Source organism: Streptomyces sp. NPDC032745, from assembly GCF_055579465.1.
The window spans coordinates 181,022-196,881 of sequence record NZ_JBVING010000012.1 but is presented as its reverse complement, the minus strand read 5'-3'; the positions used below and the strand labels follow the sequence as shown (position 1 = coordinate 196,881).

General features: G+C 73.2%; 1 protein-coding gene. It reads right to left on the bottom strand.

Annotated elements, in window-relative coordinates:
- Positions 1-18: 18 nt before the first annotated feature.
- Positions 19-15,849, bottom strand: coding sequence for a type I polyketide synthase (locus tag ACZ5WG_RS28470; RefSeq protein WP_468726835.1), 15,831 nt, complete (start codon positions 15,847-15,849; stop codon positions 19-21).
- Between the last annotated feature and the right edge of the window lie 11 nt (positions 15,850-15,860).

Genomic DNA, 15,860 nt, shown 5'->3' with positions numbered 1-15,860 from the left:
CGATTCGTTCACAGGCGATCAGCTCGTCTTGCCCAGGGCCCGTTGCACCAGATCGGCAACGTCCATGGCGTCGATCAGTTCCACGTCGGCGGCGGCCGCCGACGTCTGCGTTTCCGGCGCGTCCGCGTCCGCGTCCGTGTCGGCCTCGGCGAGACCGAGGAGGGTGTCCAGCACCCCGGCTTCCTTGAACCGGGCGAACGGCACGGACGCCAGGACCTGCCTGAGGTCGTCCTCCCGCTCGTCCAGGCCGTCGTCGGTCTCCCGGAGAAGTTCGGAGCGCAGGTATCCGACCAGCGCCTCCGGGGTGGGGTAGTCGAAGATCAGGGTTGCGGGCAGGCGCAGGCCGGTGGCCGCGTTCAGGCTGTTGCGGAGGTTGACGGCGGCCAGTGAGTCGAAGCCGACCTCCTGGAACGCCTGGCGCGGGCCGATGCCCTCCGCGCCGCTGTGGCCGAGCACCGTCGAGGCGTGGCCGCGGACCAGCCGGAGCAGGATGCGGTCCTGCTCGGTGTCCGAGACCGCCCGCAGGGAGTCCGCGAGGGACGTGGCGGCGTCGCTGTTCTCGCCGTCGCCCTGCAAGGCCTGGAGGGCCTTCTTCGCCTCGGGCAGGTCGGCGAACAGGGGGCTGGTGCGGACCGAGGTGAACGCGGGGATGAAGGCCCCCCAGTCCATGTCGGCCACTGCCACGAACTTCTCGTTGCCCTGTACCGCCTGCACCATCGCGGTGACCGCCAGTTGGGGGGCCACGGGAAGGACGCCCCGGCGCCGGAGCTGGGCGAGGGCGGCCTCGTCCATGCCCACGCCGATCTGGTCGAGGGCTCCCCAGGCGACCGACGTCGCCCTCAGTCCACGGGCGCGACGCCACTCGATCAGGGCGTCGAGGACGGCGTTGGCCGCTCCCGACGGACCCTGGCCGCCGCCGCCCCACACACCCGCGATCGACGAGAAGACGACGAACGCGTCGAGCGGAGTGTCCTCGAACAACTCGTCCAGCCACACCGCGGTGTCCACCTTGGCCGCGAACACCCCGGCGAGGTCCTGCACTGCGGTGTCGTCGATGGAGCTGGTCTGCGTGACGTCGGCGGCGTGCACCACGGCCGTGACCGGCTGCTCCGCGGCCGCCCCGGAAACCAGCCGCGCGATCGCGTCCCGGTCGCGGTCTTCGCACGACTCCACCGTGGTGGCGACGCCCAGCCCGGCCAGTTCGGCCCGCAGGTCCGACACGCTCTCGTCGGATGCCTGCGCGGTCGTGGTGACGATGAGCCGGTCGACGCCGGCCTGCGCGAGCCAGACCGCGACGTGCTTGCCCAGTCCCTCGGCGCCGCCGGTCACCAGGACCGTGCCCCGGGGCTGCCAGCCGGCGTCGCCGGTGGACTCCGGGACGGGCTTGCGCACCAGGCGCCGGGTGTACACACCCGATCGCCGGACCGCGAGCTGGTCCTCATCGGCGGCGGAGTTCAGCACTCCGAGCAGGTACTGGGCCGTACGCGGGTCGCTCACGGCGGGCAGGTCGACCAGACCGCCCCAACGGTCGAGCCGTTCCAGCGCAGCGGCGCGGCCGAGGCCCCACAGCGACGCCTGCACCGGTGAGGTGAGGGTGTCGTGGATGCCGATGTTCACCGCGCCCCTGGTCAGGCACCACAGCGGCTGGGTTGCGTTGTTGTCTCCCAGGGCCTGGATCAGCGCGAGCGTCGACGCCGTGACCGCGGTCGGGTCCTGCAGACCGCTTCCCGTCTGCTCGTCCAGGGCCAGCAGGGACAGCACGCCGGTGAGGTCGTGTTCGGCCAGGACGCCGGTCAGCCGCTCGGCGAGCCGTTCCCGCGTACGGTCGGGCTCACCGATCTCCAGTACGACGGTGCCGAGGCCGAGACCGGTCAGCTCCTCCAGGAGGGCGTCGGTCGCACTGCCGTCCGGACGTGCGGACGGTACGACGACCAGCCAGCGCCCACCGGGTACGCCGGCGGCTTCGCGCTCCAGCGGCTGCCAGGTGACGTGGTAGCGCAGCTTCTCCGCCGTCGACCGCTCGCGGCGCTTGCCCCGCCATTGCGCCAGCACGGGGACGACTGTGTCCAGGGCGCTGCGCTGGTCGGTCGACGCCATCTCCAGCAACTCGCCGAGGGAGTCCAGATCGGCCCGCTCGATCGCGGCCCAGAAGTCGGAGTCCGCGCCTTCGGCAGCATCTCCGGTGGCGTCGATGGCTGCTTCCGCCTCCTGCAGCCAGTAGTGCTGGTGCTCGAAGGCGTACGTCGGCAGGTCCACGCGTACGGACCCGGCCCCGGCGGGCAGGACACCGCTCCAGTCCACGGCCACTCCGCGGACGAACAGCTCGGCCATCGAGGCGAACAGCCGTCGCAGGCCGCCGTCCTCGCGGCGCAGCGAACCCGTCACCACCGCATCGGTCCCGGTGTCGTCAGCGGTCTCGGTGATCGGCTGGACCAGCACCGGGTGGGCGCTGACCTCGACGAACACCCCGTGGCCCTGACCCATCAGGTCGGCCACGGCCGGACCGAAGCCCACCTGGCCACGAAGGTTCCGGTACCAGTACCCCCCGTCCAGGACGCCGGCGTCCGCCACCCAGCCGCCGGTCGCGGTCGAGTAGAACGGCGCCTTCGGGGCCCGGGCGTCGATCCCGGCCAGTGCCTCGGCGAGCGTGTCGCGAACGTCCTCCACGTGCCGGGTGTGCGAGGCGTAGTCCACCGCGACCCGCCGCACCCGGACACCATCGCCCGACAGCGCCTCCAGCGCCTCGTCCAGAGCCTCGGCGTCACCGGCGATCACCACCGACGACGGCCCGTTTACCGCAGCCACCTCGACCCGGTCCGCCCACGGCACCAGACGCGCAACCGCGGCGTCGACGCTCAGCGCGACCGAGGCCATACCGCCGCGGCCCGCCAGCTCCTTCGCGATGACCTGGCTGCGCAAGGCCACCACGCGTGCCGCATCGTCCAGGGACAGGGCCCCCGCGACGCAGGCAGCGGCGATCTCACCCTGGGAGTGACCGAGCACGGCGCCCGGCTCCACTCCTGCGGAGCTCCACACGGCCGCCAGGCCCACCATCACGGCGAAGCTGGCCGGCTGCAGGACGTCGACCCGCTCCATGAGCCCGGGATCGGTCTCGCCGCGCAGTACGTCGATCAGCGACCAGTCGGTCCACGGCTCCAGAGCGGCGGCACATTCCGCGATCCGCTCGGCGAACACCGGGGAGGAGTCGAGGAGTTCACGGCCCATGCCCGCCCACTGCGAGCCCTGCCCGGGGAAGACCCACACGACCTTGCCCGGCTTGCCCGAACCGGCACTGCCGGACACCACACCCGGCGCGCTCTCGCCCCGGGCCAGGGCCTGCAGACCGGCCAGCGCCTCGTCGTCCGAACCCGCGACCACCACGGCGCGCTCGCCCAGCACCGCACGGCCCGACACCAGCGCCCCGGCCACGCCCGGCAGCGGCACTCCGTCGGCGCCCTCGACGAACGCCGCCAGCCGCCCGGCCTGACCCGCCAGCGAACCGGCGCTCCGCGCCGACACCACCAACGGCACCACACCCGCAGGCGCCGACGGCTCCTGCGCCTCTTGCGCCTCTTGCGCCTCTTGCTCGGGCGCCTCCTCCAGGATCAGGTGCGCATTCGTCCCGCTGGCCCCGAACGAGGAGACCGCGGCCCGGCGCGGATGGCCGTTGCGCGTCCACTCCCGGGCCTCGGTCAGCAGCTCCACCGCACCCGCGGACCAGTCCACCTGAGGCGTGGGCTCGTCCACATGGAGCGTGGCGGGCATGACGCCGTGCTGCATGGCCATGACCATCTTGATCACACCGGCCACACCGGCAGCCGCCTGCGCATGACCGATGTTCGACTTCAACGAGCCCAGCCACAGCGGCTGCTGCGGATCGCGGTCCCGCCCGTACGTGGCCAGCAGTGCCTGCGCCTCGATCGGGTCGCCCAGGGCCGTACCGGTCCCGTGCGCCTCGACGACGTCGACATCCGCCGGAGTGAGTCCCGCCGTGTCCAGCGCCCTGCGGATCACCCGCTGCTGCGAGGGGCCGTTCGGCGCGGTCAGGCCGTTGGACGCACCGTCCTGGTTGACCGCGCTGCCGCGCAGCACCGCCAGCACCCGGTGCCCGCGCTCCCGCGCCACCGACAGCCGCTCCAGCACCACCACACCGACGCCCTCGGCCCAGCCCGTGCCGTCGGCCGCCGAGGAGAACGCCTTGCACCGGCCGTCGGCGGACAGACCGCGCTGCCGCGAGAACTCCATGAAGGCGTCCGGACTGGCCATGACCGTCGCGCCGCCGGCGAGCGCCATCGAGCACTCGCCCTGCCGCAGCGCCTGCGCGGCCAGGTGCATCGCCACCAGCGACGACGAGCACGCCGTGTCCACGGTGACCGCGGGGCCCTCGAAACCGAACACGTACGACACGCGGCCCGAGGCCACACTCGCCGCCGTACCGGTCATGAGGTAGCCCTGGACGTCCTCGGGCACCTGGCGGAGCCGGGTCACGTAGTCGTGGTGGACGATTCCGGTGAAGACGCCGATGTCACTGCCCTTGGCGGACTGCGGGTCGATACCCGCCCGCTCCAGCGCCTCCCAGGACGTCTCCAGCAGCAGCCGCTGCTGCGGGTCCATCGCCAGGGCCTCACGCGGGGAGATCCCGAAGAGCCCGGCGTCGAACTGCGCGGCCTCGTGGAGGAATCCGCCCGAGCGGGTGTAGCTGGTACCCGGGTGGGCCGGGTCCGGGTGGTACAGCCCGTCGAGGTCCCAGCCGCGGTCGAGCGGGAAGCCGGACACCGCGTCCCGCTGCTCCACCACGAGCTTCCACAGCTCCTCGGGGCTGTCCGCCCCGCCCGGCAGCCGGGTGCTCATGGCGACGATCGCGATCGGCTCGTCGGAGACGGAGGCCGCCGCCGTGGCCGGGGCGGGCACCGCTGCCTGCTCGCCGAGCAGTTCGCCGCGCAGATGGGCCGCGAGAAGGGTGAGTGTCGGATAGTCGAAGACCAGCGTGCCGGGCAGGTCCACCCCGGTGAAGTCGCGCAGGCGGTTGCAGAGCTTGACCGCGCTGAGGGAGTCGAATCCAAGGGTCTTGAAGGACTGCTCCTCGTCGAACCCGTCCGTCTCGCGGTGGCCGAGCACGAACGCCGTGGCCTGCTGGACCAGGTCCATCACCACACGCTGCTGCTCCGCGGCCGACAGCCCGGCCAGCCGGCCGGCGATCGCATCGCCGGCCCCTTCGCGCCGCGACACCACGCGCCGGGCGAGGGGGCCGGAAGGCGTCTGTGCTCCGGCAGCGGAGGCACCCGGCCCGTCCGTCGTGACCGGTGCTCCGGCGCCGTCTCCGGGCAGGGCGCCCAGGGTCAACGGGCCCAGGACCGCCACCGGTTCACCGGCCGGGTCCGCGAGCTCCAGCAGGTGGCGGCCGTCCGGCGCCGGCGTGATCCGCAGGCGCAGTGACGCGGCGCCTTCCGCGTACACCGCCATGCCGGCGCTGACGGACAGGTCCCGGCCGTGGTGGTCGTCCCCGGCCGTGGGCAGGTCCGCAGCGGTACGGGCGTCCAGGACGCGCAGCGCGGTGTCGAGGAGTACCGGGTGCAGGGTGAACTCGGCGGCTTCGTCGGCCAGTTCGGCCGGAAGCGCGATCTCGGCGAAGGTCCGTCCGCCCTGCTGCCACACGCGGTGCGCGCCCGGGAGGAGTGCGTCGCCCTCTGCCGGCAGCGGCCAGTCCCGCAGGTCGAACGCCGACTGCGGCATTCCGGGGACCAGCACGGCTCGTGCATGGCACGTCCAGAGCCCTTGCTCCGGGTCGAGGGGCCGGCCGTGGACGGCGGCCCGGCGGCGCCCGTCGGGGCCCGGGCCGTCCACCGACACCCGCACCTGGGTGTGGCCGTGCTCCGGCACCGTCAAAGGCGCCTCGATGACGACCTGTTCGAGGCTTCCGCAGCCCACCTCGTTGCCGGCCCTGACGATCATCTCCAGGAGCGCGGCGGCCGGAACCCTGGTGGCGCCGTCCGTCTCCGTCGCGCCGGGGAGCCAGCCGCGGCTTCGCGGCGACAGCCGCCCGGTCAGTACGACGCCGGTCTCGCCGTCGTCGCCCGGCATTTCGATGACGGTGCCGAGCAGCGGGTGGCCGGCGCCGGCGGTACCGAGCGCTTCCGCGCCGCCCTTTGCCGTCTCGTCGGCTTCGACCCAGTATCGCTGGTGCTGGAACGCGTACGTGGGCAGGTCGGCCCCGGCCGCCGTGGCGGGCCGGCCGAGAACGGCCGTCCAGTCCACGGCCACACCGCGTACGTGCAGCTCCGCGAGGGCGGTCAGGACGCCGGCGGACTCCGCACCGTCCTTGCGCAGGGTGGCGATGCAGCTCTGCTCCCGGTCGCCGAGCGAGCCGAGCGCCATCGCGGCGAGGATCCCTCCGGGGCCCAGCTCGAGGAACGTCGTCGCTCCGAGGTCGCTCAGCGCGAGGACCGCATCGCTGAACCGCACCGCGTTCCGCGCCTCGTCGACCCAGTACTCGGGGGTGCGGAGCTGCCCGTCCCGGACGGGTTCGCCGGTCAGGGTGGAGACGACGGGAAGGACACCCGGCTGGTACGACAGGCCCTCCAGGACCGTGCGGAACTCGTCGAGCACGGGCTCCATGAGCGGGGAGTGGAAGGCGTGGCTGACCGGCAGTCTGCGCGTCTTGTGGCCGCGGCCGCCCAGTTCGTCGGCGACGGCGAGCACGGCGTCCTCGGCGCCGGAGAGCACCAGCGAGTCGGGGCTGTTCACCGCTGCGACGCAGACCACACCGCGGGCCCGGGCCAGCAGGGGGGCGACGTCGGCCTCGGTCGCCTGGACGGCGACCATCGCGCCGCCTTCGGGCAGGGACTGCATCAACCGGCCGCGGGCGGCGATCAGTTTGCCCGCCTCCTCCAGTCCCAGCACTCCGGAGACGTGCGCGGCCGTGATCTCTCCGATCGAGTGGCCTGCGACGAGATCCGGTCGCACCCCCCAGGACTCGAAGAGCCGGAACAGCGCGGTCTCCAGGGCGAACAGGGCGCCCTGCGTGTACATGGTCCGGTCGAGCAGTTCGCTGTCGGGCGATCCCGGCGCGGCGAACACCACGTCGCGCAGCGGGCGCGCCGAGTGCTCGTGCAGGTGCTCTTCCACGGCTGCGCAGGCGGCGGCGAAGGCCTCGCGGAAGACCGGGTAGGTCTGCGCGAGTTCGCGGCCCATGCCGGCCCACTGGCTGCCCTGACCGGTGAAGAGGACGGCCAGTTTGCCCGTGGCCGGGGTGCCGGAGACGACGGTGGGGCTCGGTTCACCACGCCCGAAGGCGCTCAGGTCGGCAGAGAGCCGTTCCCTGTCGGACGCCAGGACGACGGCGCGGTGGTCGAGCCGGGCACGCGTGGTGGCGAGCGCGTGGGCGGCATCCGTCAGGCGTACGTCGGGCCGGGCGTCGAAGAACCGGGCGAGCCGGTCCGCCTGGCCGCGCAGTCCGGCGGGCGTCCGCGCCGAGACGGGCACCGGTACCAGGACGCCGGTCGGCTCCGGTCCGGGCTCCGGCGCGGGAGTCTGCGGCTGATCGGGGGCCTCTTCGATGACGACGTGCGCGTTGGTGCCGCCGATGCCGAAGGAGGACACTCCGGCGCGGCGGGGCCGGCCGCTGCGCGGCCAGTCGCGGGCCTCCGTCAGCAGTTCGACCGCGCCCGCGGACCAGTCGACGTGGGACGACGGGCGGTCCACGTGCAGCGTCCTGGGGAGGACGCCGTGCCGCATGGCCATGACCATCTTGATCACGCCTGCGACGCCTGCCGCCCCCTGGGTGTGCCCGATGTTCGACTTCACGGACCCGAGCCACAGCGGCCGGCCGGCCTGCCGGTCCTGGCCGTAGGTCGCGAGGAGGGCATCCGCCTCGATCGGGTCGCCGAGCGTCGTACCTGTGCCGTGCGCCTCCACGGCGTCCACGTCCGAGGTACCGAGGCCGGCATGGGCCAGGGCCTTGCGGATCACCCGCTGCTGGGCCGGACCGTTCGGCGCCGTCAGACCGTTCGAGGCGCCGTCCTGGTTCACCGCGGACCCGCGGACCACGGCCAGCACCTGGTGGCCCCGGCGACGTGCGTCCGACAGCCGCTCCACGAGCAGCAGCCCCGCGCCCTCCGACCAGCCGGTGCCGTCCGCGCCGTCGGCGAACGCCTTGCACCGGCCGTCGGGGGCCAGTCCGCGCTGCCGGGAGAACTCGACGAAGGTCTCCACGGTGCCCATCACCATCACGCCGCCGGCCAGCGCCATGGAGCACTCGCCCCGGTTCAGCGCCTGCGCCGCCAGGTGCAGTGCCACCAGGGAGGAGGAGCACGCCGTGTCGACCGTGAGGGCGGGGCCCTCGAAGCCGAAGTGGTAGGCGATGCGGCCGGAGGTGACGCTGCCCGAACCGCCGGTGAGGCGGAAGCCCTCGACACCGGACGCCTGGTGCATCCGCACGCTGTAGTCGTGGCTGTTGACCCCGACGAAGACGCCGACGTCCTCCCCGGCCAGTGTGGTCGGGTCGATCGCGGCCCGTTCGAAGGCCTCCCACGACGTCTCGAGCAGCAGTCGCTGCTGCGGGTCCATCGCCAGCGCCTCGTTCGGCGAGATGCCGAAGAACGCGGCGTCGAACCCGGCGGCGTCGTCGAGGAACGCACCGTGGCGTACGTAGGTGGTGCCGGCGTGGTCGGGATCGGCGTTGAAGACCCGCTCGGTGTCCCAGCCGCGGTCGTCGGGGAACTCGGTGACGACGTCGACCCCGTCGGCCACGACCCGCCACAGGTCCTCCGGACTGTGCACGCCGGCCGGGAACCGGCAGGCCATCGCCACGATCGCGATCGGCTCGTCGGTCGTCCCGGCGGGCGTCTCGGGCTCGGCCGGACGGTGCGCCGTACCGCCGAAGAGCTTCGCGCGCAGGCGCTCGGCGAGCGCCGTCGGCTTCGGGTAGTCGAAGATCATCGCCGGGGAGAGGGTCAGCCCGGTCGCGATCGCCAGCCGGTTCCGCAGCTCCACTGCGGTCAGCGAGTCGAATCCGGCCTCCTTGAAGGTCCGGGTCGCATGCACGGCATCGGCAGTGGTGTGGCCGAGTACCTCGGCGGCGTGCCGCCGGACCAGTCCGAGCAGGGCTTCGGTCTGCTCGGCATCGCCCAGACCGGCGAGGCGCTCCCTCAGCGACTCGGGCCCGGAGGGAGCGGCGGCCCGGGCCGCCGGTCGCTGCGACGGGGCCAGACCCCGCAGCAGCGGCGGGACCGGAGCCTCGGCCGCAGCCGCCCGCAGGGCGGACACGTCGAACTTCGCCGCCACCAGCGTGGCGGCGGTGCCCGCGTCGGCGGCCAGGGCGGCGTCCAGCAGGGCCATTCCCTCGCTCGCGGAGAGCCCGCTCATGCCGATGCGCCGGTTGCGGCGCAGGTCTGCGGCGCCCAGGTGCTCGGTCATGCCGCTGACCGTCGCCCAGTAGCCCCAGGCGAGGGAGACGGCCGGCAGGCCGAGGCCGCGGCGCCGGTGCGCCAGCGCGTCCAGGTAGGCGTTGGCCGCGGCGTAGTTGGCCTGCCCGGGGTTGCCCAGCACGCCCGCCGCCGAGGAGAACAGCACGAACGCGGCGAGGTCCAGGTCCCGGGTGAGCTCGTGCAGGTGGAGCGCCGCGTCCGCCTTGGGCCGCAGTACGGTGTCGACACGCTCCGGGGTCAGCTCGGTGAGGACCCCGTCGTCCAGGACGCCGGCGGAGTGCACGACGGCGGTGAGCGGGTGCTCGGCCGGTATCGCCCGCAGGAGGGCCTCGAGCTGGCCCCGGTCCGCCGTGTCGCAGGCGGCGATGGTGACGGAGGCGCCCATCGCGGTCAGTTCGTCGTGGAGCTCCGGGGCATGGCCGCGGCGGCCGGCCAGGACCAGGTGCCGGATGCCGTACGCGGTGACCAGGTGCCGTGCGGTCATCGCACCCAGCGTCCCGGTGCCGCCGGTGATCAGTACGGTGCCTTCGGTGTCCAGCGGCCGCGGGTGCTGTGCGGGGTGCTGTCCGGGGTGCTGTCCGGCTTCGGACGGCGACCCGTTCTGCGAGACGGGCACGCGGACCAGCCGGGGCACCTCCGCCACGCCCTCCCGCACCCTCAGCTGCGGTTCGCCGCTCAGTACGACGGCCGCCAGAGCGGGCCGGGAGGCGTCGTCGAGGTCCGCCAGGACGATCCGGTCCGGATGCTCCGACTGCGCCGAGCGGACCAGACCCCACACCGCGGCCGCATCGGGTTCGGCACAGTCCCCGGTGACCACGGCCAGCCGGGTTTCCGCCAGGGCGGGTTCGGCGAGCCAGGCCTGGAGTACGGCCAGCGCCGCGTTGACCGATGCGCGGGGGTCGGCCGCCGCGCGCACGGCCTCGGCCCCGTCCCCGGCCCCGGCCTCGTAGAGGAGGACGTCGGGGATCGACGTGGCCGACATGGCCGACATGGCCGAAGCTGCGACGTCCTCGCCGGTCGCGACGGTCACGATGTCGAGGGAGCGGCCCTGCGCGGGAAGCGCACACCCCGTCCACTCGACGCGGAACAGGGCGTCGTGCGGCAACGATCCCGCTGTCCCCGCCTGTTCGGGGGAGAACGGGGTTCCGCGTACCGCCTCGACGGTCATGACGGGCTGCCCCGTGGGATCGGTCAGCTGAAGACCGGTTCCCTCCGCCGACGTCCCGCCCGCGCGCACCTGCAGAGCGGCGGCGCCGGAAGCCAGCAGGGACACCCCGGTCCACACGGACGGGAGCATGCCGTCGGGGACGACCGTACGGACGGCGGCGTCCAGCAGCGCGGGGTGCACCCCGTAACGGCCCGCGTCGCGCAGAGCGGAGCCGTCCAGGGCGACTTCGGTGACGGGCCCGGAGTTCGCGGGAGTCACGGTGGCGCCGGCGGGAGCCAGCGCGCCGTGCGCGTGCCGTGTCCACTGCGCGTCCAGAGGGGCGTCCGCGGCGCGGGAGAAGATCTCCACCGACCGCCGTCCCGCTTCGTCGGGCTCCCCGACGATCACCTGGATGCTGCGGCTGCCCCGTTGCGGCAGCACCACCGGCAGGTCGACGGTCAGTACGTCGATTACGGGAACGGCGGCCAGGTCGCCGAGCCGGATGGACATCTCGACCAGGGCTGCGTTCGGTACCACGACGGCATCGGACACCTGGTGGTCCACGAGCCAGGGCTGCGACCGGAGCGACCAACTCGACGTGGCCATGAGGCCGGCCGAGTTCGGCATGCCGACGACCGCACCCAGCAGCGGGTGATCGGCCCCGGCGAGTCCCAGGGACGCTGCGTCGGTCGCGGAGGCGGCCGTCCGGAGCCAGTAGTGCTGGTGCTCGAAGGCGTACGTCGGCAGGTCGATGCGTGCGGACCCGGCCCCGGCGGGCAGGACCTTGGCCCAGTCCACGGGCACACCGCGGACGAACAGTTCGGCCATCGAGGCCAGCAGCCTGCGCAGGCCACCGTCCTCGCGGCGCAGCGAGCCCGTCACCACGGCATCCGTATCCGTGCCGTCGACGGCCTCGGTGATCGGCTGGACCAGCACCGGATGGGCGCTGACCTCCACGAACACCCCGTGGCCCTGCGACAGCAGCTCGGCCACGGCCGGACCGAAGCCCACCTGGCCACGCAGATTGCGGTACCAGTACGCGCCGTCCAGGACATCGGCGTCCGCCACCCAACCACCGGTCACGGTCGAGTAGAACGGCACCGTCGGGGCCTTCGCGCCGATCCCGGCCAGCGTCTCGGCGAGCGTGTCGCGGATCGCTTCCACGTGCCGGGTGTGCGAGGCGTAGTCCACCGCGACCCGCCGCACCCGGACGCCTTCGCCCGACAGTGCTTCCAGCGCCTCGTCCAGCGCCTCGGCGTCACCGGCGATCACCACGGAGGTCGGGCCGTTGACCGCGGCCACCTCGACCCGGTCCGCCCACGGCTGCAGCCGTACAAGCGCCTCGTCCGCGCTCAGCGCCACCGAGGCCATACCGCCACGGCCTGCCAGATCCTCGGCGATGGCCTGGCTGCGCAGCGCGACGACGCGCGCCGCGTCCTCCAGCGACAACGCACCCGCCACACACGCGGCGGCGATCTCACCCTGCGAGTGACCCAGCACCGCGTCCGGCTCCACGCCCACCGACGTCCACACGGCGGCCAGGCCGACCATCACGGCGAAGCTGGCCGGCTGCAGGACGTCGACCCGGTCCAGGAACTCGGGATCGGTCTCGCCGCGCAGCACCTCGGTCAGCGACCAGTCGATCCACGGCTCCAGAGCGGCAGCGCACTGCGCGATCCGCTCGGCGAAGACGGGCGAGGAGTCGAGGAGTTCCCGGCCCATGCCCGCCCACTGCGAGCCCTGACCCGGGAACACCCACACGACCTTGCCCGGCGTACCCGAACCGGTCACCACACCGGGCGCACTCTCACCGCGCGCCAGCGCCTGCAGACCGGCCAGCGCCTCGTCGTCCGAACCCGCGACCACCACCGCGCGCTCACCCAGCACGGCACGGCCCGACACCAGCGCCCCGGCCACCTCGGCCAGCGACACCTCATCGGCGCCCTCAACGAACGCCGCCAGCCGCCCGGCCTGGGCCGCCAGCGAAGCAGCGGTCCCCGCCGACACCACCAACGGCACCACACCCGCAGGCGCCGGCGGCTCCTGCACCTCTTGCGCCTCTTGCGCGGGCGCCTCCTCCAGGATCAGGTGCGCGTTCGTCCCGCTGACACCGAACGAGGACACACCGGCACGGCGCGGCCGGCCGTTCTGCGGCCACTCCCGCGCCTCGGTCAGCAGCTCCACCGCACCCGCAGACCAGTCCACCTGGGGGGTGGGCGCGTCCACGTGCAGGGTCGCCGGCAGTACCCCGTGCCGCAGCGCCTGCACCATCTTGATCACACCGGCCACACCGGCAGCCGCCTGCGTATGACCGATGTTGGACTTCAACGAACCGAGCCACAGCGGCTGTTCCGCGTCGCGGCCCTGGCCGTACGTCGCCAGCAGCGCCTGCGCCTCGATCGGATCGCCCAGGGCCGTACCGGTCCCGTGCGCCTCCACCACGTCCACATCCGCCGCCACCAGCCCGGCGCCGGCCAGCGCCCTGCGGATCACCCGCTGCTGCGACAGCCCGTTCGGCGCCGTCAGACCGTTCGACGCGCCGTCCTGGTTGACCGCGCTGCCGCGCAGCACCGCCAGCACCCGGTGCCCGCGCTCCCGCGCCACCGACAGCCGCTCCAGCACGACCACACCGACGCCCTCGGCCCAGCCCGTGCCGTCGGCCGCCGAGGAGAACGCCTTGCACCGGCCGTCGGCGGCCAGGGCCCGCTGCCGCGAGAACTCCACGAAGTGGTCGGGCGTCGCCATGACCGACACGCCCCCGGCGAGCGCCATCGAGCACTCGCCCTGCCGCAGCGCCTGCGCGGCCAGGTGCATCGCCACCAGGGACGACGAGCACGCCGTGTCCACCGTGACCGCCGGCCCCTCGAGGCCGAGCACGTACGACACCCGACCCGACGCGACACTCGTCGCCGAACCCGTGGTCGCGAAGCCTTCCAGCTCCGGTGCCACCGCAGCGGCGCCGGTCCCGTATCCCTGGCCGAACAGCCCGGAGAACACACCGACGTCGCTGCCCTTCAGCGAGACCGGATCGATGCCCGCCCGCTCCAGCGCCTCCCACGAAGTCTCCAGCAGCAGCCGCTGCTGCGGGTCCATCGCCAGCGCCTCACGCGGCGAAATCCCGAAGAACCCCGCGTCGAAGAGCCCCGCCTCGTGCAGGAACCCACCCTGATCCGTGTACGAGGTACCCGCACGCTCGGGGTCCGGGTCGAACAGGCCCTCCAGATCCCAGCCCCGGTCCTCCGGGAAGGACGACAGGGCGTCCCGGCCCTCGGACACCAAGCGCCACAGGTCCTCCGGCCCCGCCACACCACCCGGCAGGCGGCACGCCATGCCCACGATCGCGAGCGGTTCATCGGGGTCGGCCGCGATGACCGACTCGGTCACCGGCCCGGTGATCCCGAGGACCTCGGCCCGTATGCAGCCTGCCAGCGCCACCGGAGTGGGGTGGTCGAAGACGACGGTGGTGGGCAGCGGCAGACCGGTGCTCTCCACCAGCCGGTTACGCAAGGCGACGATGGCCATCGAGGTGAAGCCCAGATCGCGGAAAGCCCGGTCGGACGGGATGGAATCCGGTCCCGGCTGCTGCAGCACGACGGCGGCCTGGGTACGGACCAGGTCCTCCAGCAGTGCCAGCTGCGCGCGCTCCTCCAGACCGGACAGCCGGTCGCGCAGGGCGGCCGCGACGGTCACGTCGGGCCGGCTGCCCATCAGCGCGTCCTGGTGTGCGATTGCCTCGTACCGCAGCCGGCTCGGCTGATCGGCCAGCAGGCGGCGCTTGATCTTGCCCGACGCGGTCCGGGGGATGACGTCGACCTCGTGGACCTGCTCCGGCACCTTGTAGGCGGAGAGCAGCTCGCGGCACCGGTCGATCAGCGTCGCGGTGTCGAAGCCGGAGGGGCCGGGGACCACGTACGCGACCGGTACCTCCCCGAGCGTCTCGTGCGGTACGCCGGCCACCGCCGCGTCGGCGACACCCTCGACGGTGCGCAGGACCGCCTCGATCTCCTCGGGGTGGATGTTCTCCCCGCCGCGGATGACGAGTTCCTTGATCCGGCCGCAGATGGTGAAGTAGCCGGCGTCGTCGCGCCGGGCCAGGTCTCCGGTCCGGTACCAGCCGTCCTGCATCGCCGCGGCGGTCGCCTCCGGGCTGTTGTGGTAGCCGACCATGACGTTCGGTCCGCTGACCCACACCTCTCCCTCCTGCCCGACGGGTACGTCGAGCCCGGTGGTGGGGTTGACGATGCGGACGCCGACGCCCGGCACCGGCAGACCGCAGGAGCCGTCGACCCGGGCGCCGTCCGGCGGGTTGATGGTGATGGCACCGCACGTCTCGGTGCTGCCGTAGGCGTCGACCAGCGGGACGCCGAAGATCTCCTCGAAGTCGCGGCGCAGCCGGGATCCGGTGACCGCTCCGCCGACCAGGCCGATCCGCAGATCAGGCGCGGAGAAACCATTCTGCTGAGCAGCCGTCACCAGGTGGTGGTACGTGGTGGGAACCCCGGCCAGGAAGGTCGAGTTGTCCTCGCCCAGCGCCCTGATCACGTCCTCCGCGGAACTGCCGTCCATGATCCGGGCCGTGGCGCCGACCACGGTGACGGACAGGACGCAGGCGATGTGCGAGAGGCTGTGGAACAGCGGGAGGGGCCAGAGCACCCGGTCCCGGTCCGTCAGCCCCGGAACCGGCACGTAGCAAGAAGCCACGGACCAGAGGCAGTTGCGCTGCGTCGACAGGACACCCTTGGGCCGGCCGGTCGTCCCCGACGTGTAGAATATCCAGGCCACGTCGTCGAGACCGAGGTCGTCCCCGGCGGGCACGGCCGGCTCGAGGACGGCCAGTTCGTCGTACGAGTGGGCCCCCGCCCCCGCCCGGACGTCCCCGGTCACCAGCAGCGTGATGCCGGGCTCCACGGCCGGTGAGCGCCGGAACCTCTCCGCCTGCACGGAATCGGTGATGACCACCGTGGCCCCGCTGTCGGCCAGCAGGTACTCGAGCTCGGCGAGGGCCGAGGCGGGGTTGAGCGGCACCCCGACGCCGCCGACGCGGACGACCGCCAGGTAACTCTCCACGGTGGACACCGAGTTGCCGAGGCAGATGGCCACCCGGTCCCCACGGCGGACACCCAGGCCCGCCAGATGTCCGGCGAGCCGGCGCGTCCGCGCCTCCAGGTCGCCATAGGTGACCGCTCGCCGGTCGTCCTGGAAGGCCACCTTGTGGGGGAAACGGGTCGCGTTCTCCAGGAGTGCGACAGGGAGTGGCTTGACGAGATCGGTGCGCACTGTGCCGCAGG